Source organism: Cedecea neteri NBRC 105707 = ATCC 33855, assembly GCF_001571265.1.
Taxonomy (GTDB): Bacteria; Pseudomonadota; Gammaproteobacteria; order Enterobacterales; family Enterobacteriaceae; genus Cedecea; species Cedecea neteri.
This window is the reverse complement of sequence record NZ_BCTL01000042.1, coordinates 1-23649: the sequence shown is the minus strand read 5'-3', so window position 1 is coordinate 23649 and position 23649 is coordinate 1. Positions and strand designations below refer to the sequence as shown.

General features: G+C 57.5%; 20 protein-coding genes. 17 read left to right on the top strand and 3 right to left on the bottom strand.

Annotation, left to right across the window (positions count from 1 at the left end):
• The first annotated feature begins 1 nt into the window (after nucleotide 1).
• The 5 genes from mlaA to CNE01S_RS17665 all read left to right on the top strand — a co-directional run bounded on the left by mlaA (nucleotide 2) and on the right by CNE01S_RS17665 (nucleotide 6848).
• Nucleotides 2-760: a phospholipid-binding lipoprotein MlaA gene (mlaA, locus tag CNE01S_RS17685; protein WP_061277567.1), complete on the top strand. Its 759-nt coding sequence runs from the start codon at nucleotides 2-4 to the stop codon at nucleotides 758-760.
• 166 nt (nucleotides 761-926) lie between these two features.
• Nucleotides 927-2891, top strand: a complete 1965-nt coding sequence (hflK, locus tag CNE01S_RS17680) for a protease modulator HflK (RefSeq protein WP_061277566.1) — start codon at nucleotides 927-929, stop codon at nucleotides 2889-2891.
• Nucleotides 2888-3901, top strand: coding sequence for a protease modulator HflC (hflC, locus tag CNE01S_RS17675; RefSeq protein ID WP_061277565.1), 1014 nt, complete (start codon nucleotides 2888-2890; stop codon nucleotides 3899-3901). Before hflK (CNE01S_RS17680) ends, hflC begins: the two co-directional genes overlap by 4 nt.
• Nucleotides 3898-4950: a protease modulator HflK gene (gene hflK / locus CNE01S_RS17670; RefSeq protein WP_061277564.1), complete on the top strand. Its 1053-nt coding sequence runs from the start codon at nucleotides 3898-3900 to the stop codon at nucleotides 4948-4950. The genes hflC and hflK (CNE01S_RS17670) overlap by 4 nt, the downstream gene beginning before the upstream one ends.
• Complete coding sequence (locus tag CNE01S_RS17665; protein ID WP_061277563.1) at nucleotides 4947-6848, top strand: heavy metal translocating P-type ATPase; 1902 nt, start codon at nucleotides 4947-4949, stop codon at nucleotides 6846-6848. The genes hflK (CNE01S_RS17670) and CNE01S_RS17665 overlap by 4 nt, the downstream gene beginning before the upstream one ends.
• 46 nt (nucleotides 6849-6894) lie before the next feature.
• Here the strand turns inward: CNE01S_RS17665 and fadL are convergent, their stop codons facing one another.
• Nucleotides 6895-8259, bottom strand: a complete 1365-nt coding sequence (fadL, locus tag CNE01S_RS17660; protein WP_061277562.1) for a long-chain fatty acid transporter FadL — start codon at nucleotides 8257-8259, stop codon at nucleotides 6895-6897.
• Between the two features lie 377 nt (nucleotides 8260-8636).
• On the opposite strand from fadL, the gene CNE01S_RS17655 reads away from it, so the two are divergent.
• The 4 genes from CNE01S_RS17655 (at nucleotide 8637) to sixA (ending at nucleotide 13244) form a co-directional block, all read left to right on the top strand.
• Nucleotides 8637-8921: a YfcZ/YiiS family protein gene (locus CNE01S_RS17655; protein ID WP_061277561.1), complete on the top strand. Its 285-nt coding sequence runs from the start codon at nucleotides 8637-8639 to the stop codon at nucleotides 8919-8921.
• A gap of 179 nt (nucleotides 8922-9100) precedes the next feature.
• Nucleotides 9101-10411, top strand: coding sequence for an acetyl-CoA C-acyltransferase FadI (gene fadI, locus CNE01S_RS17650; RefSeq protein ID WP_061277560.1), 1311 nt, complete (start codon nucleotides 9101-9103; stop codon nucleotides 10409-10411).
• Nucleotides 10411-12576 carry a fatty acid oxidation complex subunit alpha FadJ gene (fadJ, locus tag CNE01S_RS17645; RefSeq protein ID WP_061277559.1) on the top strand — a complete coding sequence of 722 codons (2166 nt, stop codon included), beginning with the start codon at nucleotides 10411-10413 and terminating at the stop codon, nucleotides 12574-12576. Before fadI ends, fadJ begins: the two co-directional genes overlap by 1 nt.
• A gap of 179 nt (nucleotides 12577-12755) precedes the next feature.
• Complete coding sequence (gene sixA, locus CNE01S_RS17640) at nucleotides 12756-13244, top strand: phosphohistidine phosphatase SixA (RefSeq protein WP_061277558.1); 489 nt, start codon at nucleotides 12756-12758, stop codon at nucleotides 13242-13244.
• Nucleotides 13245-13394: 150 nt separating this feature from the next.
• Here the strand turns inward: sixA and smrB are convergent, their stop codons facing one another.
• A complete protein-coding gene (gene smrB, locus CNE01S_RS17635; RefSeq protein WP_038480719.1) occupies nucleotides 13395-13946 on the bottom strand; it encodes an endonuclease SmrB in 552 nt (183 codons plus the stop codon).
• Between the two features lie 173 nt (nucleotides 13947-14119).
• Between smrB and prmB the strand changes: the two genes are divergently transcribed.
• The 6 genes from prmB to CNE01S_RS17605 all read left to right on the top strand — a co-directional run bounded on the left by prmB (nucleotide 14120) and on the right by CNE01S_RS17605 (nucleotide 18719).
• Nucleotides 14120-15052 (top strand): 50S ribosomal protein L3 N(5)-glutamine methyltransferase, encoded by a 933-nt coding sequence (gene prmB / locus CNE01S_RS17630; protein ID WP_038480721.1) that lies wholly within the window; start codon nucleotides 14120-14122, stop codon nucleotides 15050-15052.
• A gap of 86 nt (nucleotides 15053-15138) precedes the next feature.
• On the top strand, nucleotides 15139-16224 hold the full coding sequence (gene aroC / locus CNE01S_RS17625; protein ID WP_061277557.1) for a chorismate synthase: 1086 nt from the start codon (nucleotides 15139-15141) through the stop codon (nucleotides 16222-16224).
• Nucleotides 16225-16228: 4 nt separating this feature from the next.
• Nucleotides 16229-17053: a penicillin-insensitive murein endopeptidase gene (mepA, locus tag CNE01S_RS17620; RefSeq protein ID WP_061277556.1), complete on the top strand. Its 825-nt coding sequence runs from the start codon at nucleotides 16229-16231 to the stop codon at nucleotides 17051-17053.
• Entirely contained in the window at nucleotides 17054-17851 is a 798-nt protein-coding gene (locus CNE01S_RS17615) for a sulfite exporter TauE/SafE family protein (protein WP_061277555.1), read from the top strand. It begins immediately after the preceding gene.
• 16 nt (nucleotides 17852-17867) lie between these two features.
• The gene (locus CNE01S_RS17610; RefSeq protein ID WP_061277606.1) at nucleotides 17868-18416 is read left to right on the top strand and encodes an elongation factor P hydroxylase; all 549 of its coding nucleotides are present in this window, start codon (nucleotides 17868-17870) and stop codon (nucleotides 18414-18416) included.
• A 27-nt stretch (nucleotides 18417-18443) separates the two neighbouring features.
• The gene (locus tag CNE01S_RS17605; RefSeq protein ID WP_045781866.1) at nucleotides 18444-18719 is read left to right on the top strand and encodes a YfcL family protein; all 276 of its coding nucleotides are present in this window, start codon (nucleotides 18444-18446) and stop codon (nucleotides 18717-18719) included.
• Between the two features lie 77 nt (nucleotides 18720-18796).
• Here CNE01S_RS17605 and mnmC read toward each other — a convergent pair whose 3' ends face one another.
• Nucleotides 18797-20797, bottom strand: coding sequence for a bifunctional tRNA (5-methylaminomethyl-2-thiouridine)(34)-methyltransferase MnmC2/FAD-dependent 5-carboxymethylaminomethyl-2-thiouridine(34) oxidoreductase MnmC1 (mnmC, locus tag CNE01S_RS17600; RefSeq protein WP_061277605.1), 2001 nt, complete (start codon nucleotides 20795-20797; stop codon nucleotides 18797-18799).
• Nucleotides 20798-20955: 158 nt separating this feature from the next.
• Between mnmC and fabB the strand changes: the two genes are divergently transcribed.
• Nucleotides 20956-22173, top strand: coding sequence for a beta-ketoacyl-ACP synthase I (gene fabB / locus CNE01S_RS17595; RefSeq protein ID WP_061277554.1), 1218 nt, complete (start codon nucleotides 20956-20958; stop codon nucleotides 22171-22173).
• Nucleotides 22174-22398: 225 nt separating this feature from the next.
• Entirely contained in the window at nucleotides 22399-23580 is a 1182-nt protein-coding gene (locus CNE01S_RS17590) for an MFS transporter (RefSeq protein WP_061277553.1), read from the top strand.
• Nucleotides 23581-23649 lie beyond the last annotated feature (69 nt).

Sequence of the window (23649 nt, the reverse complement as noted above, 5' to 3'; positions counted from 1 at the left end):
AATGAATTTCCGCCTGACCGGACTTGCTCTGGCAACAACGGTATTAGTGGGATGTGCCAGTTCCGGCAGCCAGGAGCCTCAGGGACGTTCGGATCCGCTGGAAGGCTTCAACCGTTCAATGTTCAACTTCAACTACAACGTACTGGACCCGTATGTCCTGCGTCCGGTGGCTGTAGCGTGGCGTGACTATGTGCCGGTGCCGGCACGTAACGGCCTGAGCAACTTCACCAGCAACCTCGAAGAGCCGGCCACCATGGTGAACTACTTCGTGCAGGGCGACCCGTACCAGGGGATGGTGCACTTTACGCGCTTCTTCCTGAACACCCTACTCGGGATGGGCGGCCTCATCGACGTGGCCGGTATGGCTAACCCTAAACTGCAGCGCGTCGAGCCTCACCGCTTCGGCAGCACGCTGGGCCATTACGACGTGGGTTACGGCCCTTATGTGATGTTACCGGGCTACGGCAGCTTCACGCTGCGTGAAGACGGCGGTGACTTTGCCGATACACTGTATCCGGTGCTCTCCTGGCTGACCTGGCCGATGTCCATCGGTAAATGGGCAGTCGAAGGCGTCGAAACGCGTGCCCAATTGCTGGATTCCGACGGCCTGCTGCGCCAGTCTTCCGATCCTTATATCACGGTGCGTGAAGCCTACTTCCAGCGTCATGACTTCCTGGCCAACGGTGGCCAGCTTAAGCCAGAAGCGAACCCGAACGCGGCGGCAATTCAGGATGACCTGAAAGATATCGACTCCCAGTAAGCGATACCCGGATGTGAAAAAGCGAACATTTATGTTCGCTTTTTTATTGTCATCATACTGACATAAAATGACACATCTTTACTCGCCAGCATTTTGTGTTGGTATGTTATAAAATAACAATCTAAAAATACTGCGCATTTCCTGCGCATCTCACGTTTAAAACATCATGCCACCTACCCGGTTACCCGAAGCTGAACTGCTGCCTCAGGCGCTGCCCGCTCGCTATTCGCTGGCCGCCGTGCAGGCCCGACTCGCCGCTCGAGCGGTGTTTGCCTTAACCTTCTTGCTGTTTATGATGCTCCTTCTGGCGCTGACGGTCAGTATTCTGGAGCCGACTTCACGCTGGGTCGCTTTGTTATGCAGCAATGCCGCAGCGCTGTTGTTATTGGTTGTTTCGCTGCACGCGACGCAGCGTATTTGCCTGTGGCGAAGCCTTAAATTCTCCCCACCGGTTGAGCCTTCGGCTCAGCATGAAGAAGCGCCAAAGAACCCTCTTTTAAGCTGGCTTACGGGCCTGGTGCCGTTAAATTTTACCCGGGCTGAAGCTTTGTTTAAGGCGGACGGCATCTGGTCCGGGGCGCTTGCCGCGCTGGCGTTCTATATTGCGCTTTCTGGCTGGAATAGCAGCTACGTCCCGCTTCTGGACAATAATAACCGCTGGATTGCCGTGGCCTGCCTGGCGGGGGCCGTCTTTGTTCTGCTGGTGGCCGAACGGCATCTCAGCGCGGTGTCGAAAGAAGCCTCACCGGAAGCCGGGTCGATAGCGCCACTGCTTCGTCTGGTGATGGCGGTACAGTTGCTGAGCTTACCGGGGCTTGTCTGGCCGCAGCTTAACAGTTCACTGGCGATAAACTTACCCGCTGTGCTGGTACTGTTGGTTGCCGCAGAGTTTATGCTGCGCGGGCTGTTTTCTCTGTTCGCGCCACCCGGAGACGGCACGACAGAACCCGGCCTGATTCCCAAAAGCCAGCTGGCCGCTCAGCTAACCTGGCCGCCGCGCCCGCTCGGTTTTTTACAGCAGGAGCTGCACCAGCGCTTTGGCATCGATCTTCGCCAGGTCTGGGCTTTCACCGTCCTGAAGCGCGCGTTTATCCCAATGGTGACCCTGATGCTGATCTGCGGCTGGTTGCTGACCGGGCTGCAGCAAATCTCCGCCACTGAACGTGGGGTGTATGAGCGCTTTGGCCGCTCCGTGGCGGTGCTTGAGCCGGGCTTACACCTGGGACTGCCCTGGCCCTTTGGTCGGGTACAGTTAACCGAAAATGGTCAGGTGCATGAGCTGGCTGCCGGGGAAGATCCGGCTAATCAGCCGCCTGTACTACGCGTCAACGCTGAAGGCCCCGCGCCCGCCAGCGCTGACAGGCTGTGGGACGCCACCCACAACTTCGACAAAGCACAAATCATCGCCAGCCAGAGTGGGGATCAGCAAAGCCTGCAAATTGTTAACAGCGACGTGCGCTTTATGTGGCGTATCGGGCTGAGTGATAAAGCCGCGCTGGCGGCGACCTACCGGGCAGTGAACCTGCCGGAGCTGGTGCGCAGCACCGCAAATCAGGTGCTGGTCCATCAGTTCTCATCTTTAACGCTGGACGATGTCCTGAGCGAGCGGCGTGACGACCTGGCCGGGCAGATTAACCAGGCCGTGCAGCAGCAGCTGGATAGCCTGCACAGCGGTGTGGAAATTCTTTCTACCGTCGTGGAGGCGATTCACCCTCCTGCCGGGGCAGCCGATGCGTTTCACGGCGTGCAGGCCGCGCAGATTGCCGCCCAGTCGCTAATCCTGCGGGAGCAGGGAAGTGCGGCAGAAAAAGCCGCGCTTGCCGCGACCAATGCCGCAGTGCGCGAGAACGCGGCGCAAATTAATGCCACAGAAGCGTTAAGCGAGGCTCAGGCTACGGCGACCCGCTTTGCCGCGCAGAAAAATGCGTACCAGCAGGCCGGGCAGGTCTTTATCGACGAGCTTTGGTTTAAACAGCTGCAACAGGCACTCAGCGGCCGTCCTCTGCTGGTCATTGACCAGCGGATTGGCGCCGGTTCGCCGCCGACGCTCGATCTACGTGATTTCCCTACTTCTACCGATGCGGCGCGGCGTGACGCGCCCGCCAAACCCGCACAGGAGCTTTCCCGGTGAGCCATTCGCACTCTCATGGACATCATGATCATCACCACGGCCACGGTTGTAGCCATGGTCACTCTTCCACCCCGGAGGGCGGTAAAAAAGGAGCCTGGAAGCGTATTATCGCCGCCGTTGGGCTGGTCATTATTCTGCTTGCGGCTGCGAGTCTGGTGCAGGTGAGATCCGGCGAATCGTTGGTGATCACCCGTTTCGGCAAACCCGTTCGGGTGCTGCTGGAGCCGGGACTGGCGTGGCGCTTGCCCGCGCCTTTTGAGACGGCGACGGTGGTGGATCTGCGACTGCGGACGACGTCCAGCGGGCTGCAGGATGTTGGCACGCGCGATGGCCTGCGGATCATCGTTCAGTCCTACGCGGTGTGGGAAGTGGACAGCACGCCTGAACACGTTCAGCGTTTTATGCGGGCGGTGCAAAACCAGCCGGATGAAGCGGCCCGGCAGATTCGTACTTATTTAGGTTCGGCGCTGGAAACTACCGCCAGCGGCTTCACGCTTTCTCAACTGGTGAATACCGACGGCAAACGGGTTCAGTTGGCACAGTTTGAGTCCCATCTTCAGCAGCAAATCAGCCAGCCGCTGTTGCAAAGTTACGGCATCAGGCTGGTACAGATGGGTACCGAACGCCTGACGCTGCCTGCCGTGACGCTCAACGCCACGGTTGATCGTATGCGAGCGGAGCGTGAAACCATTGCGATTGAGCGTACGGCGGAAGGCAAGCGCGCGGCGGCAGAAATTCGCTCGGCTGCTGACCGCGATGCCCGAATCACCGAAGCTCAGGCCTCGGTAAAAGCGGCAGATATTGAAGCCCAGGCGCAGGTGCAAACTGCGTCGATTTACGGCAAAGCCTATGCCAGCGCACCACAGCTTTATAGCCTGCTGCGCCAGATTGATGCCCTCAGTGGCATGGTCAATGCGCAAACCCGGCTGGTGCTGCGTACCGATGCAAAACCGTTCAGCCTGCTGGTTGACGGGCCGAAAATGGATAACGCGGCGGATAAAAAACCATGACCGAACGGCAAAAACTGGAGCCCGGCGGGCCGTGGACGCAGTCGATTCGGCTGGCGTTTATCGCGATCTTTGTGCTGACGCTGTTTGCCGCCGGGGCGTGGCTGTTGTCGAATGTCCGGCAAATTCCGCCGGGCAGCAGGGCTGTGGTGCTGCGTTTCGGCGCGGAGCAACGGGTGGCCGACCCGGGCTTGCTGCTTGCTTGGCCCGCACCAGTTAATGAAGTGGTGATGGTACCGGGGCCGGATCGCGTAATTGAACATCGAGTGACCGCGCTGCTGCGTTCGTCCGAAGCGCAAAGTCTGGATATCAACGGTGGCCCCGGCAATGATGCCATTTCGGGCTCGGGTTTCCTGCTGACCGGCGACGCAGGCGTTGTGCAGCTGGATATTAGCGTATTTTATCGGGTCAGAACGCCGACCTCTTATGTGTTGCAGGGCAAGCATGTCCTGCCGCTGCTGGACCGGTTGGTGGAGCGTGCGGCGGTCGCAGTTTGCGCTTCCCGCGATCTGGATACCATTCTGGTTGCCCGGCCCGAAATGCCCGGCAACGATATGAACGTTGCTCAGCAGCGTGAACAGCTGCGGAGCGATGTGCAGCGAAATATCGAACAAAATTTGCTGCGGCTTCAGCAGTCCGGGAGCGACGCGGGTATCACCCTTGAGCGGGTGACCGTGCAGTCGGCTTTACCTTTGACGACAGTGACGGCTTTCAACGCGGTCTTAACCGCCAGCCAGCAGGCTTCCAAAGCGATTGCGACGGCGCAAAGCGATGCCTCATTGACGCGGCAGAAAGCGGTGCAACAGGCCGATCAGATGCTGCAAACCGCGCAGGCAAAAGCGCAGGAAAGCGTGGCTAAGGCGCAGTCGGACACGGCGACGATTGCCCGTCTGGCCAGCAACCACGACGACCCCGATTTACTGGGACGTATTTATCGCCAGCGAATAGCCGGGATCCTGTCCCAGGCCGGATCGGTGATTACCGTGTCGCCGCAGGATGATGCCCATTTGATCCTGCAGGGTGTAGCGCAAAAAGAGGCGATGAAACCATGACTTCTTCAGTACAAGCCGGTGGGGCGCTGACTCGCCAGGAACAGCGGTATATCACCCGCCAGTTGATGCTGGCGCTGGTGGCTAGCGGGGCGCTGATTCTGGGGCTGCTTTGGCGGTGGCTGGCACCTCAGCAGGTTGCCGTCGGCGATTTACTTTTGGGCGCTGCCTCGGTGGTCGTTGCTGTCCCGGTGCTTCGCCATGCGTTGCATAGCCTGCGCTACCCCAGCCTGCACGGATTAACCGACCAGCTTATTGCGCTGGCATTGCTGGGTGCCTGGGCGACGGGGGATCTTCTGACCGCCGCGCTGCTACCGCTGATCATGATTGTCGGACATATTCTTGAAGAGCGCAGCGTGATTGGCTCACAGGAAGCTATTGAAGCGCTAAGCAAGCTTACGCGAAGCCGGGCGAGGCGCTTAGGTACGGACGGTGAGCTGCAGGATATCGACAACCACGACCTCGAGCCAGGCGATGTGGTTGAGGTGCGTGCCGGGGATCATATTCCCGCCGACGGCCTGGTGCTGGAAGGCAAAGCCAGCCTGGACACGGCCCCCATTACCGGGGAGTCCGTGCCGCAGGAAGTTGAGCCCGGTGCCGAAGTTTTTGGTGGGGCGATAAACCTTGATGGCCTGCTGCGCATCCGGGTCACGCGTACCGGCGAAACCTCAACGCTGGGACGCGTAATCGCCCTGATGCAAAGCGCGGAGCAGGCAAGCCCGCCGATCACTCGCCTGCTCGAACGCCACGCGGCACGCTATCTGTTGCTGGTATTGATGATTGCCGCCAGCACCTGGTTCCTGACGCAGGACGCCCAGGCGATGCTGGCCGTTTTGGTGGCGGCCTGTCCCTGTGCGCTGGTGCTCTCCGCCCCCGCGTCATCTATTGCCGGGCTGACGGTGGCCGCTCGCCACGGTATTTTAATTCGCGGCGCGGCGTTTCTTGAGGAACTGGCGGAGATCAACGCCGTGGTGGTCGACAAGACCGGCACGCTGACCCACGGCAGGCTGCACCTGCAGTCCGTGGCACCTTATGGCGATACCGTTCCCGATTTGCTGCAAACCCTGGCGGCGAGCCTGGGTGCGACCAGCAATCACCCGGTCAGCCGTGCGGTGAGCGAGATCGTTTCGCGGGAAGCCTGGTTGCCCCTCGACAACGTGCGTGAGCATCAGGGATTAGGCGTTTCTGCCTCTACTCCACAGGGAGAAGCGGTGCTTGGCAGGCGTGAGCTGTTGGCTGCCACATTGACCGACTTACCTGAAGCCCCGGAGCATGACGGCCCGATTGTCGGCCTGGCGCTGGATGGCCGTTTTCTTGGCTGGCTGCTGCTGGCCGACAGTCTGCGAAGTGAGGCGGCAACGGCGATGGCCGAGCTGCGCGAGCTTGGGCTAAACCGACAGCTTTTACTGACCGGCGATCGTCAGTCGGTTGCCGATCGGATTGCGCACCAGGTAGGTATCACCGACGTCGTGGCCGGAGCGCTCCCGGCGGATAAGCTGGAGCAAGTGAAGCGGCAAATCGACAGCGGCTACCGGCCTATGGTTATCGGCGATGGCATCAACGATTCACTGGCTTTGAAGGCGGGGGTGGTGGGTGTGGCAATGGGGGCCGGTGGATCCGATATTGCGATGTCCTCGGCGGATATTGTGCTGATTGGCAGCGATCTTCGCCGTCTTGGCACCTGCGTGCGCCTGAGCCGCCGCTGCCGCCGGACTTTGCAGGTCAACGTATTTATCGGGCTCGGCTGGACGCTGGCGATTGTCGCGATGGCGGCTTTTGGCTGGCTTGGCGCTTCTGGCGCAGTTATCGCCGCGCTGCTGCATAACCTTAGTACGCTGCTGGTGCTCGGCAATGCGGGAAGGTTATTGCGGTTTGAAGAGAAGCTGAGCGAGCAGGAATAAAAAAAGCGCCTTCATCAGAAGGCGCTTTACTTTTCGGGGCGGTAACTTAGAACGCGTAGTTGAAGTTCGCGCCGTACAGCCAGGCTTTACCTTCAGATTTGAAGGTGTATGGGCCTTCTTCGATATTGACTTTCTGACCGTGCATGTAGGAAACGCCTACGTCCACAGAAGCGTCCTTATTAAACGCATAGGTGGTACCGGCGCTCAGCCACAGGCGGTCCTGGTCAGGAATGGAGATAGAACGCTTGTTAGCCGGAACCGGGCTGTCATCGAACGCGATACCGGTACGGAACGTCCAGTTGTCGTCCATGTAGTAGGTGGTACCCAGCGCGATGCGGTAAGCATCTTTGAAGCCTTCGTCCTTATAGAACAGCGTCTGGCCGTTGCTGCCTTTCGCTTTCAGCTCCTGGAACTGGCTCCAGCTGGTGTAGGTCAGGCTATAGTGAATGGCCCATTTCGGCGCCACTTTGTTATAGCCGGACAGTTCCCACATTTCTGGCAGATACAGGTTCAGAGAGCCTGGAATGGTCGCGCCGCCCGTGCCTGACGGAATATTGTTTGCCGCTAACAGACCCGCAGCCGCAGGTGGCAGAGCGCTTGAAGGCGGCAGGCTGCTCTTATAGTCGCCGTCGAAGTCAATTTTCACTTCAGAACGGTAGGTGAAGCCGTAGCGGTTATCTTTATCAATTTCATAAAGAATACCGGCGTTCCAGCCGAAGCCCCATTTGTCACCCTTCAGGTGCGCAATCTGGGTATCTGGCGCAATAGAGTTCGCGTAGGCAGCCAGTGCCTGACCCTGAGGCGTTGCTCCAAGAGGGCTTGAGGAAATTTTTCCGGCCATCAGCTGCCCTAAGTCACCGGCATAACGCTCAATCTTCGCCTTGGCGTATACCGCGTTGAAGCCCAGCCCGAAGCTCCAGTTGCTGCTCAGGCGGTAGGCGCCGCTCAGGTTCATGTTCAGGGTCGTCAGGTCGGTGGTACCGCCCATCGAGCCTGCTGCGTAGCTGTCATTATATTCGGTGGCCAGGCCGTAGTTAGAGGTGACGGAAGCACCCCAGCCAAACTGTTCGTTAATCGGCGCAACAAAGTGCAGGTTAGGGACCCATGCGGTTGGCGCGATGTTTTTCGCATTAAGGCTTTTGCCCGTCTGCGACCTGCCGGAGATATCAACGTCCGGGTCAACGAAGATCGCACCAGCGGAGAAAGAAGGGCGATCAAACATCATGATGGTAGCGGGGTTGCGGCTTGCTGAACCCGCATTATCCGCAACTGCACCTTCCCCTGAATACGCTCGGCCAAGGCCAGAGGAAGAGAACTCGTTTAATTGAAAGCCGGCGGCGTACGCCTGAGAGGAGACTATTGCCACTGCAACCGCGAGGGCTGACTTTGTAAACAGGTTTTTCTGGCTCATGACCAAAACCTCATTGATTTATTTTTATGCAAACAATGTTACATACCGTAACAGGAGCGCGAATAGTAGGGACTGATCGGAAACAGAGAAATCAGACCAGTGGCGAGAGTATAGGTCTGACCAGCGAGGATGTTGCAAGTTTGTTTCTAAAGTTTTTCATGTTTGATCTTGAAAACGGGATCTGGTTGGCAAATTCCGGGGGAACTTCCCTCCATATGGGGGATGTTATTTGTTTTAGATCATTTTTAAGTGTGATTTCCGTCACTTGTCGGTTTTGTGAGGATTATCAACTGGAGCAGATGCAACGGCGGGCGTAAAATAGCCACAATTATTTTAACCATTCTCCTTTTTTAGGCCGCATTACAGAGGAAAGCGTGATGAGTAAAAATACCGCCGATGAAACCCCGGTTTGCTGCTGCATTGATGTCGGTTCCATTATCGACAACACAGATTGCATCGCCTCCTACAGCCGTGTATTTACTAGTAAAACTGAGGCTGATGACGTTCTGGCTGCGTTAACGGCCAAGGCCCGTGAAGTTGAATCTGAACCTTGCCAGATTACGCCGCGCTACACCGAAGTCGCCGACGGCGTCCAACTGGATATCGATTTCCAGTTCAGCTGCCAGGCTGAAACGATGATCTTCCAGCTCGGTCTGCGTTAAGTTCCCCGTCTCTAATTCCCCCGTGTACAGCGGGGGAGTTCATTTCGTAGTGTAATAATTCGTGTCGCTTCTCCCATTTTTCTTGCCCGCTAGTTGGCTGGATGTGAATTTTTAGTTAAGACTGTGATCAGGTCAGACCACTTTTTGTCTGTATTCACTTTTTTTAGCAGGGGAGCGTTATGAGTCAGGCACTGCCGTTGATTACCCGCCAGGGCGATCGTATTGCCATTGTCAGTGGTTTACGTACGCCGTTTGCCCGTCAGGCCACGGCTTTCCATGGTATTCCCGCCGTCGATCTCGGCAATATGGTGGTGAGCGAGCTGATGGCCCGCAGTGAAGTGCCGCCCGAAGCTATCGAACAGCTGGTTTTCGGCCAGGTTGTACAGATGCCAGAAGCCCCAAACATTGCCCGCGAAATCGTGCTTGGTACCGGTATGAGCGTGCATACCGACGCCTATAGCGTGAGCCGTGCCTGCGCCACCAGTTTCCAGGCCGTTGCGAACGTGGCCGAAAGCTTGATGGCCGGCACTATTCGCGCCGGGATTGCCGGGGGGGCTGATTCCTCTTCCGTGCTGCCTATTGGCGTCAGTAAAAAGCTGGGCCGTACGCTGGTGGATGTAAACAAAGCGCGCACGCTTGGGCAGCGCCTGAAACTGTTTTCCAAATTACGTCCTCGGGATCTTTTGCCGGTTCCTCCTGCTGTGGCTGAATATTCTACCGGTTTGCGGATGGGCGACACCGCCGAGCAAATGGCGAAGACCCACGGCATCACCCGCGAGCAGCAGGATGCGCTGGCTCATCGTTCCCACGAACGTGCTGCCCAGGCCTGGCAGGAAGGGAAGCTGGCCGATGAAGTCATGACGGCGTTTATTCCTCCGTATCGCCAGCCGTTTGCCGAAGATAACAACGTACGTAAAGGCTCAAGCCTCGCCGATTATGCAAAACTGCGTCCGGCGTTTGACCGCAAGCACGGCACCGTTACCGCGGCGAACAGCACGCCGCTGACGGATGGCGCTGCGGCCGTGATCCTGATGACCGAATCCCGGGCAAAAGAGCTTGGCCTCAAGCCGCTCGGCTTCCTGCGCAGCTACGCGTTTACCGCCATTGATGTCTGGCAGGACATGCTGCTTGGCCCGGCGTGGGCGACGCCGCTGGCGCTTGAACGCGCCGGGATCACGCTGAACGATTTGACCCTGTTTGATATGCATGAAGCGTTTGCCGCGCAGACGTTAGCCAACCTGAAAATGCTTTCCAGTGAAAACTTTGCCCGCAATGTGCTGGGCCGGGCCCACGCCACCGGCGAAGTCGATGACGCAAAATTTAACGTGCTGGGCGGGTCGATTGCCTACGGGCACCCGTTTGCGGCGACGGGCGCCAGGATGATTACCCAAACGCTGCATGAGCTGCGTCGTCGCGGCGGCGGTTTTGGTCTTGTCACCGCGTGTGCGGCCGGTGGACTTGGGGCGGCAATGGTTCTGGAGGTGGAGTGATGGAACAAAAAGGCGCATTCGATTTACACATCCGGCTGGATAACGTCGCCGTTGTGACCATCGACGTTCCAGGCGAAAAAATGAATACCCTGAAGGCCGAGTTTGGCGCACAGGTACACAGCATTATTAAAAAACTGCGCGATAACCCGAGTGTGCAGGGGCTGGTGTTTATCTCCGGCAAACCGGACAACTTTATCGCCGGGGCCGACATCAATATGATCGCCGGCTGCAAAACGGCTGAAGAAGCGCGAGAGCTGGCGCGACAGGGGCAGCAAATCATGGCGGAAATCGCTGCGCTGCCGATCCCGGTGGTGGCTGCGATTCACGGTGCCTGCCTGGGCGGCGGTCTGGAAATGGCGCTTGCCTGTCATGCCCGGATTTGCTCCGACTCACCTAAAACGCTGCTTGGCCTGCCGGAGGTGCAGCTGGGCCTGCTGCCGGGGTCTGGTGGCACTCAGCGTTTGCCTCGGCTGATAGGGGTCAGCAACGCGCTGGACATGATTTTAACCGGCAAGCAGTTGCGTCCGCGTCAGGCCTTAAAGCTGGGCCTGGTGGATGACGTGGTGCCCGAATCTATTTTGCTTGAGGCTGCCGTTGCGCTGGCGCTTAAAGGGCGAAAACCTTCGCGTGAGCTGCCGGTAAAGGAACGCGTGCTTGCCGGGCCGCTCGGGCGCTCTTTGTTGTTCAGGCTGGTCAGCAAGAAGACGGAAGAAAAGACGCAGGGGAATTACCCGGCAACGGGCCGGATTATCGAGGTTATCCGTACCGGGCTGGAGCAGGGGAGTAAAAGCGGCTATGAGGCCGAGGCAAAAGCGTTCGGTGAGCTGGCAATGTCCCCTCAATCTGCTGCCTTGCGCGGTCTGTTCTTCGCCAGCACGGAGCTGAAAAAAGAGTACGGCGGCGAAGCGAAGCCCGGCAAGCTGAATTCGGTCGGTGTGCTGGGGGGCGGGTTGATGGGCGGCGGGATTGCCTATGTGACGGCCACCAAAGGCAAGCTTCCGGTGCGTATTAAAGACATCAATAACGAAGGCATTAACCACGCGCTGAAATACAGCTGGGATTTGCTGGATAAGAAAGTTCGCCGTCGTCATATGAAGCCTGCCGAGCGCCAGCGCGAGCTGGCACGCATCTCCGGTGGAACCGATTACCACGGCTTTAGCCAGCGAGATATTGTGGTAGAAGCCGTGTTTGAAGATTTGGCGCTGAAGCAAAAAATGGTAGCCGAAGTGGAGCAGCATGCCGCGCCGCACACCGTTTTTGCCTCGAATACTTCTTCACTGCCGATTGCCGACATCGCCGCTCAGGCCGCTCGTCCGCAGCAGGTTATTGGCCTGCATTTCTTCAGCCCTGTGGACAAAATGCCGCTGGTAGAAGTGATTCCTCACTCGGGCACTAGCGCGGAAACGATTTCCACGACCGTTCAGCTGGCGAAAAAACAGGGTAAAACGCCGATTGTGGTGGGAGACAGCGCCGGATTTTACGTCAACCGCATTCTTGCGCCTTACGTTAATGAAGCGCTGCGCTGCCTCACGGAAGGTGAGCCGATCGAACGTATCGACGACGCGCTGGTGAAGTTCGGTTTCCCGGTTGGGCCAGTACAATTGCTGGATGAGGTTGGGATAGACGTCGGCACCAAGATTATCCCAATTCTGCAGCAGGCCTTTGGCGATCGCTTCGCCGCGCCTGATAGCGTCGATGCAATCTTGAAGGACGATCGCAAAGGAAGAAAAAATGGTCGCGGTTTCTATCTTTATCCGGCAAAAGGGCGTAAAAGCAAGAAACAGCCTGATACAGCGATTTACACGCTGTTAGGCGTGACGCCGAACGGGCGTCAGACCCCGGATCAGATAGCTGAGCGCTGCGTCATGATGATGCTCAACGAGGCGGCTCGTTGCCTTGATGAAGGCGTGGTCAGAAGCGCGCGTGATGGCGATATTGGTGGCGTTTTCGGCATTGGTTTTCCGCCGTTTTTAGGCGGGCCGTTCAGGTATATGGACAGCCTGGGAGCCGCCGATGTGGTGGCCAAATTGCAGCGTTTAGCAGGCCAGTACGGGGAGCGTTTCAAGCCCTGTGAAAGGCTGATTATTATGGCTGAACAACAGCTTAGTTTCTGGCCTGCGCCCAGGGCGCAATCGGTGACCGAGCTTGACGAAGCGCTGAGCTAAAACCTGTAAATGTACGCCGCAAGGTCATTTTGTAAACAGATATTGACTATACTTGCAGCATTGAGGTAAAAGACAGCGTTTCATTCGATGTACGGATAAGGCACAATGCCCGGCTGCCGTGAACCCCACTTTTTCAGCGTGTGGGTTCAGGCGTTCCTGGTTAACAAAAGCGGTGCAATATGCAAGTTTTTATCATGCGTCACGGCGACGCAGCACTCGATGCTGCCAGCGACTCGGTTCGTCCCTTAACCCAATGTGGGTGTGATGAGTCCCGTCTGATGGCGACCTGGTTAACGGGTCAAGTGGCAAGTATCGAACGTGTTCTGGTGAGCCCTTACCTGCGAGCTGAACAGACCCTGGACGTGGTGCGGGAAGCGCTGAACCTCCCGGAAAAAGAAGACATCCTGCCAGAGCTGCGGCCCTGCGGTGATGTGGGCCTGGTGGGGGATTACCTGCTGGCGCTGGCGAACGAAGGCGTTGAATCCGCGCTGGTGGTTTCCCACCTGCCGCTGGTTGGTTACCTGGTTTCCGAGCTTTGCCCGGAAGAGGCTCCGCCGATGTTCACCACTTCAGCAATTGCCAACGTCACGCTGGATCCGGAATCGGGTAAAGGCGTATTTAACTGGCAGATGAGCCCCTGCAACTTCAAGGTGGCGAAGGCTATCTGATTGCTGTGAGCATGAAAAAAAGAGTCGCGAAAGCGGCTCTTTTTGCTTTTTAAGTGTTAAGGATTTCCCCTCACCCCAAAGGGGCGAGGGGATTGTCCGGCGTTGTTTTTTTCCAATGGGGCAGGGTGAGGGGAATCTTCCACGACGAACTTACGGCAGCTCCGGCGGCTGCCACTCTTCAATTTCTATTAACACCAGCAGTGCGGCATCGCCGCCGTACTCTTTCGGTGCCTGGTGAAACGCGACGATATGCGGATGCTGTGCCAGCCACAGCGGCGTTTGCTGCTTAAGGACGTGTTTACCGTGGCCGTGCATCACGCAGGCGCAGAAAACATGCTCGCGACGGCAGGCGGCAATCAGCGCGCCTAATTCCTGTTTTGCCTGTAGCTGGGTAAGTCCGTGTAAATCAAGAAACAGCTCCGGGGAATAATCACCGCGACGCAGTTTTTTCAGCTCAAAATGGCTCACGCCTTCTCGCACATAGCGCATTGGCCCTTCGGTCGCCAGGCGCGGCTGGAATTCATCGGAAAAATAGTGGCTGGCATCGGCCTGCTCCTGCAGCAGACGTTTTACCGGGACTTCCGTTATCTTTTTACGCACCGGGCGGTGAACAATCGTGTCCTGAGCCAGTTTTTTGGTGCCGCTCATCAGGCCGCGAAAAAGCGCCTCGTCTTCGGAACTGAGCGGTGATTTCTTTTTCATGTTTATCTCATCTCGCATTCGCTTTGCCGCCAGTTTACCCGCTTTCCCCGCCGGCAATAAAGAAAACGCAAATTTCACCGCCTCCCGGCGTCGATGGGTGCTGATTTGTCGCCTCCTTCATGGCAAACTAGCCGATTATTATTGAACTAGCGTGAGTCGCCTGCGGAGGGCACGTGGATAAAATTTTCGTCGATGAGGCAGTAAACGAGCTGCATACCATTCAGGACATGCTGCGCTGGTCGGTCAGCCGCTTTAGCGCCGCCAACATCTGGTATGGGCACGGCACCGACAATCCATGGGATGAAGCCGTTCAGCTGGTTCTGCCTAGCCTGTACCTGCCGCTGGATATTCCTGAAGACATGCGCACCGCCCGTCTGACGCCAAGCGAGCGCCACCGTATCGTTGAGCGCGTGATTCGCCGCGTAAACGAGCGTATTCCGGTTGCTTATCTGACCAATAAAGCCTGGTTCTGCGGCCATGAGTTCTATGTAGACGAACGCGTGCTGGTGCCGCGTTCGCCGATTGGTGAACTGATTAACAACCGCTTTGCCGGGATGATTGACCACGAGCCGCAGCATATTCTGGATATGTGCACCGGCAGCGGCTGTATCGGCATCGCCTGCGCCTATGAATTCCCGAATGCGGAAGTGGATATCGTTGATATTTCCCCTGACGCTATCGCCGTGGCCGAGCAGAACATTTCCGAGCACGGCATGGACCACAACGTCACGCCGATTCGTTCTGACCTTTTCCGCGACCTGCCTAAAGTGCAGTACGACGTGATTGTCACAAACCCGCCGTACGTTGATGAAGAAGATATGGCCGACCTGCCGGGTGAATATCACTTCGAACCAGAGCTGGGCCTGGCGGCCGGAAGCGATGGCCTGAAGCTGGCTCGCCGCATCCTGGCCTGCGCGCCGGACTACCTGGCCGACGGCGGGATCCTGATTTGTGAAGTAGGGAACAGCATGGTGCATCTGATGGATCAATACCCTGAGGTGCCGTTCACCTGGCTTGAGTTCGACAACGGCGGCGACGGCGTATTTATGCTGACCAAAGCGCAGCTGATCGAAGCTCGCGAGCACTTCAGCATCTACAAAGATTAATTGCCGAACGTAAACGAGTCTTCGGACTCGTTTTACTTCCCGCGCACAACACAACAACGACAACGGTGATTAAGTAAGGAGCCGTGATGGCTGGTAACAGTATTGGACAGGTTTTTCGCGTAACGACATTTGGTGAATCCCACGGCATCGCGCTAGGCTGCATTGTTGACGGCGTGCCGCCGGGCATCCCGCTGACCGAAGCCGACCTGCAGCACGATCTCGATCGCCGCCGCCCTGGCACCTCGCGTTACACCACCCAGCGCCGTGAGCCTGACCAGGTAAAAATTCTCTCCGGCGTGTTTGAAGGCGTGACGACCGGCACGAGCATCGGCCTGCTGATTGAAAACACCGATCAGCGTTCCCAGGATTACAGCGCCATCAAAGACGTGTTCCGTCCAGGGCACGCGGATTACACCTACGAACAAAAATATGGCCTGCGCGACTATCGCGGTGGCGGCCGTTCTTCTGCGCGTGAAACCGCTATGCGCGTTGCAGCGGGCGCGATTGCAAAGAAATATCTTGAGCAGAAATTCGGCATTAAAATTCGCGGTTGTCTGACGCAGATGGGCGATATTCCGCTGGAAATGAAAGACTGGGATCAGGTTGAGCAGAACCCGTTCTTCTGCCCGGACCCGGATAAAATCGAGGCGCTGGACGAGCTGATGCGCGGCCTGAAAAAAGAGGGCGACTCTATCGGCGCGAAAGTTACCGTCGTCGCTGACAACGTGCCTCCTGGCCTCGGCGAGCCGGTCTTTGACCGCCTGGATGCGGACATTGCCCACGCGCTGATGAGCATCAACGCGGTGAAAGGCGTAGAAATTGGCGAAGGCTTCGGCGTGGTGAACCTGCGCGGTAGCCAGAACCGGGACGAAATCACTAAACAGGGTTTCCAGAGCAACCATGCGGGCGGCATTCTGGGCGGCATCAGCAGCGGCCAGCAGATTGTGGCAAACATGGCCCTGAAGCCGACGTCCAGCATTACCGTGCCGGGCAAAACGATTAATCGCGAAGGCGAAGAAGTAGAAATGATCACCCGTGGTCGTCACGATCCGTGCGTGGGGATCCGCGCCGTGCCGATCGCTGAAGCCATGCTGGCCATCGTGCTGATGGATCATCTGTTGCGCCAGCGCGCCCAGAACGCTGACGTTTCTTCCCCGCTGCCTCGCTGGTAAGACGATGAAAAAACTCCTGATCGGGATGCTGGCGCTGGCTGCCAGCGCTCAGGCTCTAGCGGCCACGCCGTGGCAAAAAATCGGCCATCCGATTGCCGGTAGCGCGCAGTCTATCGGCGCGTTTTCCAACGGCTGTATCGTGGGGGCTAACGCGTTGCCGCTTGAGGACGCCCGCTATCAGGTGATGCGCCCGGATCAGCGTCGCTATTTTGGTCACCCCGATCTGGTGATGTTTATTCAGCGTCTGAGTAATCAGGTCAATCAGCTTGGCCTCGGCACGGTATTAATTGGTGACATGGGTATGGCGGCAGGCGGACGTTTTAGCTCCGGCCACGCCAGCCACCAGACCGGGCTTGATGTCGATATTTTCCTGCAACTGCCAAAAGCTCGCTGGACGTCGGCGCAATTACTGCGCCCGCAGGCGTTGGACTTAGTCGCCGCGGACGGCAAGCGCGTGGTGCCGTCACTGTGGAAGCCGGAAATCGACAGCCTGATTAAGCTCGCGGCCAAAGATAATGACGTCACGCGTATCTTCGTGAACCCGGCCATCAAGCAGCGGCTTTGTGAAGATGCCGGGGCTGACCGGGACTGGCTGCGTAAGGTGCGCCCGTGGTTTGCCCACCGCGCCCATATGCACGTGCGCTTGCGCTGCCCGGCTAACAGCCTTGAGTGTGAAGATCAGCCTCTGCCTCCGCCAGGAGACGGCTGCGGTGCCGAGCTGCAAAGCTGGTTCGCGCCGCCTGCGCCGGGCAGTACGCCGCCGAAAAAGACAACGCCACCGCCGCTACCGGCCTCCTGTCAGGCATTACTGGATGAGCACGTTCTCTAAATGGAATGGTTTATGGTTTCCCCGCTGCTGCTGGTGGCGCTGTTTTTTGTCGCCATGCTTGCCGGGTTTATTGATGCGCTTGCCGGCGGCGGAGGGTTGCTGACGGTCCCGGCCTTGCTGGCTGCGGGGATGTCCCCGGCGCAGGCGCTGGCGACCAACAAGCTTCAGGCCTGCGGCGGGTCGGTTTCAGCCTCGCTCTATTTCATTCGCCGTAAAGTGGTCAGCCTTGCCGATCAGAAACTCAATATTCTGATGACTTTTATCGGCTCCACCTGCGGTGCGCTGCTGGTGCAGCACGTGAAGTCCGATATTTTGCGTCAGATCCTGCCGCTGCTGATTATCGGTATCGGGCTTTATTTTCTGCTGATGCCAAAGCTTGGCGAAGAAGATCGCCAGCGCCGCCTGTATGGCCTGCCGTTTGCGTTAGTGGCCGGCGGCTGTGTGGGGTTTTATGACGGCTTCTTTGGCCCCGGTGCCGGGTCGTTTTACGCACTCGCTTTTGTGACGCTTTGTGGTTTCAATCTCGCCAAATCTACCGCCCACGCTAAAGTGCTTAACGCCACGTCAAACCTCGGTGGGCTGCTGCTGTTTATTATCGGCGGCAAAGTGATTTGGGGTACCGGCTTCGTGATGATGGCCGGGCAATTTTTAGGGGCGAGAGTGGGGTCGCGTCTCGTATTGAGCAAAGGGCAGCAGCTGATTCGCCCGATGATCGTCGTGGTTTCGGCGGTGATGAGCACCAAGCTGCTGTATGACAGCCACGGACCGGAAATCCTCCATTGGTTAGGGATAGCCTGAAATGAATGACGTAACAATGAGCAAACAGCACCATTATCAGGAGCTGATCGACGTGTTCGATAGCTGCTTCCTGGCAGAGTTTAATACCCGCCTGATCAAGGGCGATGATGAACCCATTTATCTGCCTGCGGACGACGAACTGCCGTATAACCGCATCGTCTTTGCGCACGGCTACTACGCCAGCGGGATGCATGAAATTTCTCACTGGTGCGTGGCCGGTAAAGAACGCCGCAAGCTGGTGGACTTCGGCTATTGGTACTGCCCGGACGGGCGAGACGCGGAAACCCAGGGCAAATTTGAAGATGTGGAGGTGAAGCCGCAGGCGCTGGAGTGGATGCTCAGCACCGCCGCGGGCTTCCCGTTTAACGTCAGCTGCGACAACCTGAGCGGCGATTTTGAGCCCGACCGCATTGCGTTTCAGCGCCGGGTTCATGCTCAGGTTATGACTTATCTGAAAGAAGGGATCCCAGAGCGTCCGGCACGTCTGATTGACGCGCTAAGGGCGTATTATGGTACTCCTGCGCTGGATGCCGGGCAGTTTGCCTGGCCAGAAGACCTAAACTAAAAATCACCTGTATGAAGAGGATGTATGATGATCGCGGAATTTGAGTCACGTATTTTGGCGTTGATTGATGAGATGGTGGAGCACGCCAGTGACGACGACCTGTTTGCCAGCGGTTATCTGCGTGGGCACCTGACTCTGGCGGTAGCCGAACTGGAAAACGGCGAAAACCATACGCCAGACGCGCTGCATGTGGTGGTGAGCGATAGCCTGCAAAAGGCGATTCAGGCCGGTGAGCTGTCGCCGCGCGATCAGGCGCTGGTGCTGGGGATGTGGGATACGCTTTTCGAGAAGGCGAAATTTTAAGACCGACTCTCACCCTAACCCTCTCCCTAAGCGGGAGAGGGCATAAAAGCGTCACAGAAGCGCTGATTAGGGGATAATCATTTTACCGCTTTGCCTTTCAATAACTTCCTCACCCAAAGCCGGTTAGGGTTCAGCGCCGCGAGCGTGACGGCATCCAGCGGAATAGGTTCTTCACTCATCTGCGCCGCCAGAATCTCCGAGGCCAGCGGCGCGCTGCACAGCCCGCGCGAGCCCAGTGCTCCCAGCATATAAAGATTGCCGTACACCGGAGACGGTGCCGCATTTTCACGATCCTCAGCAAGCCCGGCATATTGCTCCAGCGTGGCTTCAAAATCCGGAACGCTGCCTACCATCGGCAAATGGTCGCGTGAAGCACAGCGCACGCCGCAGCGGGCTTCGTTGGCTGTAACGTCCACTTCTTTTGCCCATTCGGCGTTCGGCAGGCAGTCGAGCAGCCGCTGGCGATTATGCTGCTGATCCTCTTCGTTCCAGGCCATTTCATCCCGGCCACGGTGATAGCTGGCGCCAATACAATGCTGCTGGTTCTGCGGGTTGACCGGCGTCAGATAGCCGTCATAACACAGTACCTGGCGGAGCTGGCTTAAACCTGGCGTGGTTGGAATATGGCTGACCTGGCCGCCCACGGAATACACCGGCAGGTTTTGCGTTTGTGTAAACCGGCTGATTTGATGGCCGTTGGCCAGCACCACCGAGCTGTGTTGAACCGCTTCCTGCTGAGCAAACTCTATCTTCCAGCCGCCATTTTCAGCCGTTAAATCGATAACTCTGTGCCCGTAATGAATATTCAACCCTTGCTGTTCGGCTAGCGCAAGCGCGCCGGCGGTAAGCTGGGCCGGGTAGAGCCAGCCGCCCAGCGGATAGCTAATGCCACCGCACTGTGTTGCCACCCCGCAGGTTTCCGCCATGGTTTCAGCATCCACGGCCTTCGCCAGTAAGTCTGGCAGACCCAGGCCGAGCATCTGTTCGATTTTATGGGCGCTTTTTTCATCCCAGGCGAGCTGGGTTACGCCACACCAGTCATGGTCAAACGCTACCGGAAGAGCGTCATACAGGCGTCGTGCAAAGGTGAATGCAGCCGGGAAAAAGGTGGTTAACGCCGCATCATGTGCGGTAAGCAGCGGGTAAAGTGCTCCCTGGCGGTTGCCGGAAGCTCCCTGCGCCGGTGCCTCGTCTTCACAATACAGCGTCACCTGCCAGCCCCGGCGAAGTAGTGCAAGGGCGAGCAGCGCGCTGGCAATACCGCCGCCGATAATGGCGGTTTCGCGTTCGGGCGTGCCGGGACGGGCGTACCACGGTGCGCGAGCTGGGGTTTCAATCGGTTCTTGCAACGACCCGACGAGCATCTCGCGTTTACGGCCAAACCCTTTACTGCGCGTCACGGTGAAGCCTGCTTCAATCAGGCCGCGGCGCACAAAGCCTGCGGAGGTAAAGGTCGCCAGCGTGCCGCTAGGGCGGGCCATGCGAACCATGGCCTGGAAGAGCTGGGGCGTCCACATATCCGGGTTTTTGGCGGGCGCGAAGCCATCCAGGAACCAGGCATCGACCTGCTGATTAAGGGTGTCATCTAACTGAGATATCAGCTCGTTAATATCGCCAAACCACAGGTCCAGCGTGATGCGGCCGTTGTCCAGCAGCAGGCGGTGGCAGCCGGGAATCGGCAGCGGCCATTGTTGCTGAAGCTCGGTAGCGAAACGACTTAGCTCTGGCCAGTGCTGATGGGCGAGCGTCAGATCGGCGGCGGTCAGCGGGAATTTTTCAAAACTGATAAAATGCAGCCGTTTTAAGCAGGCATCCTCACGTTTCACACAAAATTCATCGAACGCCTGCCATAAAGTCAAAAAGTTAAGGCCGGTGCCAAATCCACTTTCTGCCACGACAAACAGCGGTCTTTCGTGGGTTGCAAAGCGTTCAGGGAGATGGTTTCCGCCGAGGAATACGTAACGCGTCTCTTCCAGTCCGTTATCGTTAGAGAAGTAAACGTCGTCAAAATCTCGGGATACAGGTGTACCTTCTTCGTTAAAACCGAGGTTGGCGGATTGTATAGGGGAATGTTTCACGTAAGTTGCTCGTCTGACAGGCAGTGGCTCGATCATAACGGTGTGAGCGGAGCGGCGCAAATTTCCGCACAATTTGGCTGATCGGACTTGTTCGGCTTACAACTGTACGCTATTGTGCGACACGAAATCCTACATAGTGCAGTGAACGAGGTATTTGAATGAAACGTGCAGTGATTACTGGCCTGGGCATTGTTTCCAGCATTGGTAATAACCAGCAGGAAGTCCTGGCATCTCTGCGAGAAGGACGCTCCGGGATCACTTTCTCGGAAGAGTTTAAAGACGCGGGAATGCGCAGCCACATCTGGGGGAACGTCAAGCTGGATACCACCGGTTTGATCGACCGTAAAGTGGTTCGTTTCATGAACGATGCCTCTATCTATGCCTATCTTTCCATGCGTGAAGCGATTGCGGATGCTGGCCTGAGCGAAGAGGTTTACCAGAACAACCCACACGTTGGTCTGATTGCCGGTTCCGGCGGCTCTTCTAAAGCGCAGGTCTTTGGTGCTGACGCCATGCGTAGCCCTCGTGGTCTGAAAGCCGTGGGTCCTTACGTGGTGACTAAAGCAATGGGCTCCGCGGTTTCCGCTTGCCTGGCAACGCCATTCAAAATTCACGGTGTGAACTACTCCATCAGCTCCGCCTGTGCGACTTCTGCCCACTGCATCGGTAACGCAGTAGAGCAGATTCAGCTGGGTAAACAAGACATCGTCTTTGCCGGCGGCGGCGAAGAACTGGGCTGGGAAATGGCCTGTGAGTTCGATGCGATGGGCGCACTGTCCACCAAGTACAACGAAACTCCAGATAAAGCTTCCCGTACCTATGACGCACACCGTGACGGCTTCGTCATCGCTGGCGGCGGCGGTATGGTTGTGGTTGAAGAACTGGAGCACGCTCTGGCTCGTGGCGCGCACATCTATGCTGAGATCGTTGGCTACGGCGCAACGTCCGATGGCGCAGACATGGTTGCCCCATCCGGCGAAGGCGCGGTGCGCTGCATGAAGATGGCGATGCACGGCGTTGATACGCCAATCGACTACCTGAACTCCCACGGGACTTCTACTCCGGTAGGCGACGTGAAAGAGCTGGGTGCGATTCGTGAAGTGTTCGCTGACCATAGCCCGGCCATTTCTGCGACCAAAGCCATGACCGGTCACTCTTTGGGTGCCGCGGGCGTGCAGGAAGCCATCTATTCTCTGCTGATGCTGGAGCACGGCTTCATCGCGCCAAGCATTAACGTCGAAGAGCTGGACGAGCAGGCTGCTGGCCTGAACATCGTTACCAAACCTACCGATGCGACGCTGACCACCGTGATGTCCAACAGCTTCGGCTTCGGCGGCACTAACGCCACGCTGGTGATGCGTAAGCTTAAGGCTTAATCGCCAGAAATATTTCAGAATGGGGTGCCTGCGGGCGCCCTATTTTTTTGTCTATTCCACTGCATTGACAGCCGGTTAGCCGGCAGGCACTATGCATTCCCCTCCATTATCATTTTGATAATGCGTAAGCGTTTAACGTTAACCAACGCACCCTATAATCTGAACACTCAGAGGAAAGGGCGCGGGTTGAGTTGCGCCTTGCTCTGAATTTATGGAGTAAGCAGTATGTCTGCGGTACCTGAGACCACCCTTAAAACGTCGAAGTCGGCGAATACATCGCTATTCAGAATTACCTTTGCGGTATTTCTTACCTACATGACGGTTGGCCTGCCGCTGCCCGTTATCCCGCTTTTTGTGCACCAGCAGCTTGGCTACGGCAACATGATGGTTGGCGTGGCGGTGGGCATTCAGTTTCTTGCCACAGTATTAACTCGAGGCTATGCCGGACGGCTGGCTGACCAGATGGGTGCTAAACGCTCTGTCCTGCAGGGGATGTTTGCCTGTGGGCTGGCGGGCGTAGCCTACTTGCTCGCCGCGCTGCTGCCGGTAGAGCCTGCGGTGAAGTTTGGTTTGTTGATTGTTGGCAGGCTGATTCTTGGCTTTGGTGAAAGCCAGCTGCTGACCGGTAACCTGACCTGGGGGCTGGGGCTGGTTGGCCCGGGCCGTTCTGGCAAGGTGATGTCCTGGAATGGGATGGCGATTTACGGCGCGCTGGCCGCCGGGGCGCCGCTTGGTCTGATGCTTAACAGTCAGTGGGGGTTCGTGGCGCTGGGCGTGACCACTATTGCTCTGCCGCTGATTGGGCTGTTATTTAACGGCACCGTGAAACCTGTTCCGGCTCATAAAGGCGAACGTCCTTCGCTATTTGCGGTTGTCGGGCTTATCTGGCAGCCGGGACTTGGGCTGGCGCTTCAGGGCGTCGGTTTCGCCGTTATTGGCACCTTTGTTTCGCTCTATTTTGCCGCAAACGGCTGGGCCCATGCGGGCTTCACCTTAACCGCTTTCGGCGGTGCGTTTGTGCTGGTGCGCGTGCTGTTTGGCTGGATGCCTGACCGCTACGGCGGCGTGCGCGTGGCGCTGTTCTCCCTGGCCGTTGAAACGGTGGGCTTGCTGCTTCTGTGGCATGCGCCGGGCGCGTGGACCGCGTTGCTGGGGGCGGCGCTTACCGGCTGCGGCTGCTCGCTGATTTTCCCTGCATTAGGTGTGGAAGTGGTTAAGCGCGTTCCACCTCAGGTTCGCGGCACCGCCCTGGGCGGCTATGCGGCGTTCCAGGATATTTCGTACGGTATCACCGGGCCGCTGACGGGCATTCTGGCGACTTCCATGGGCTATTCGTCGGTGTTTATGGCGGGGGCGATTTCTGCCGTGTTGGGGATTGCCGTGACGCTGGTGGCATTCAGGAAGTAGGTTTGTTTGGCCTTATTATCGGAGTGATGCTTTGTTATCACAAATACCGGTGATTATGCAGGGGTGGTG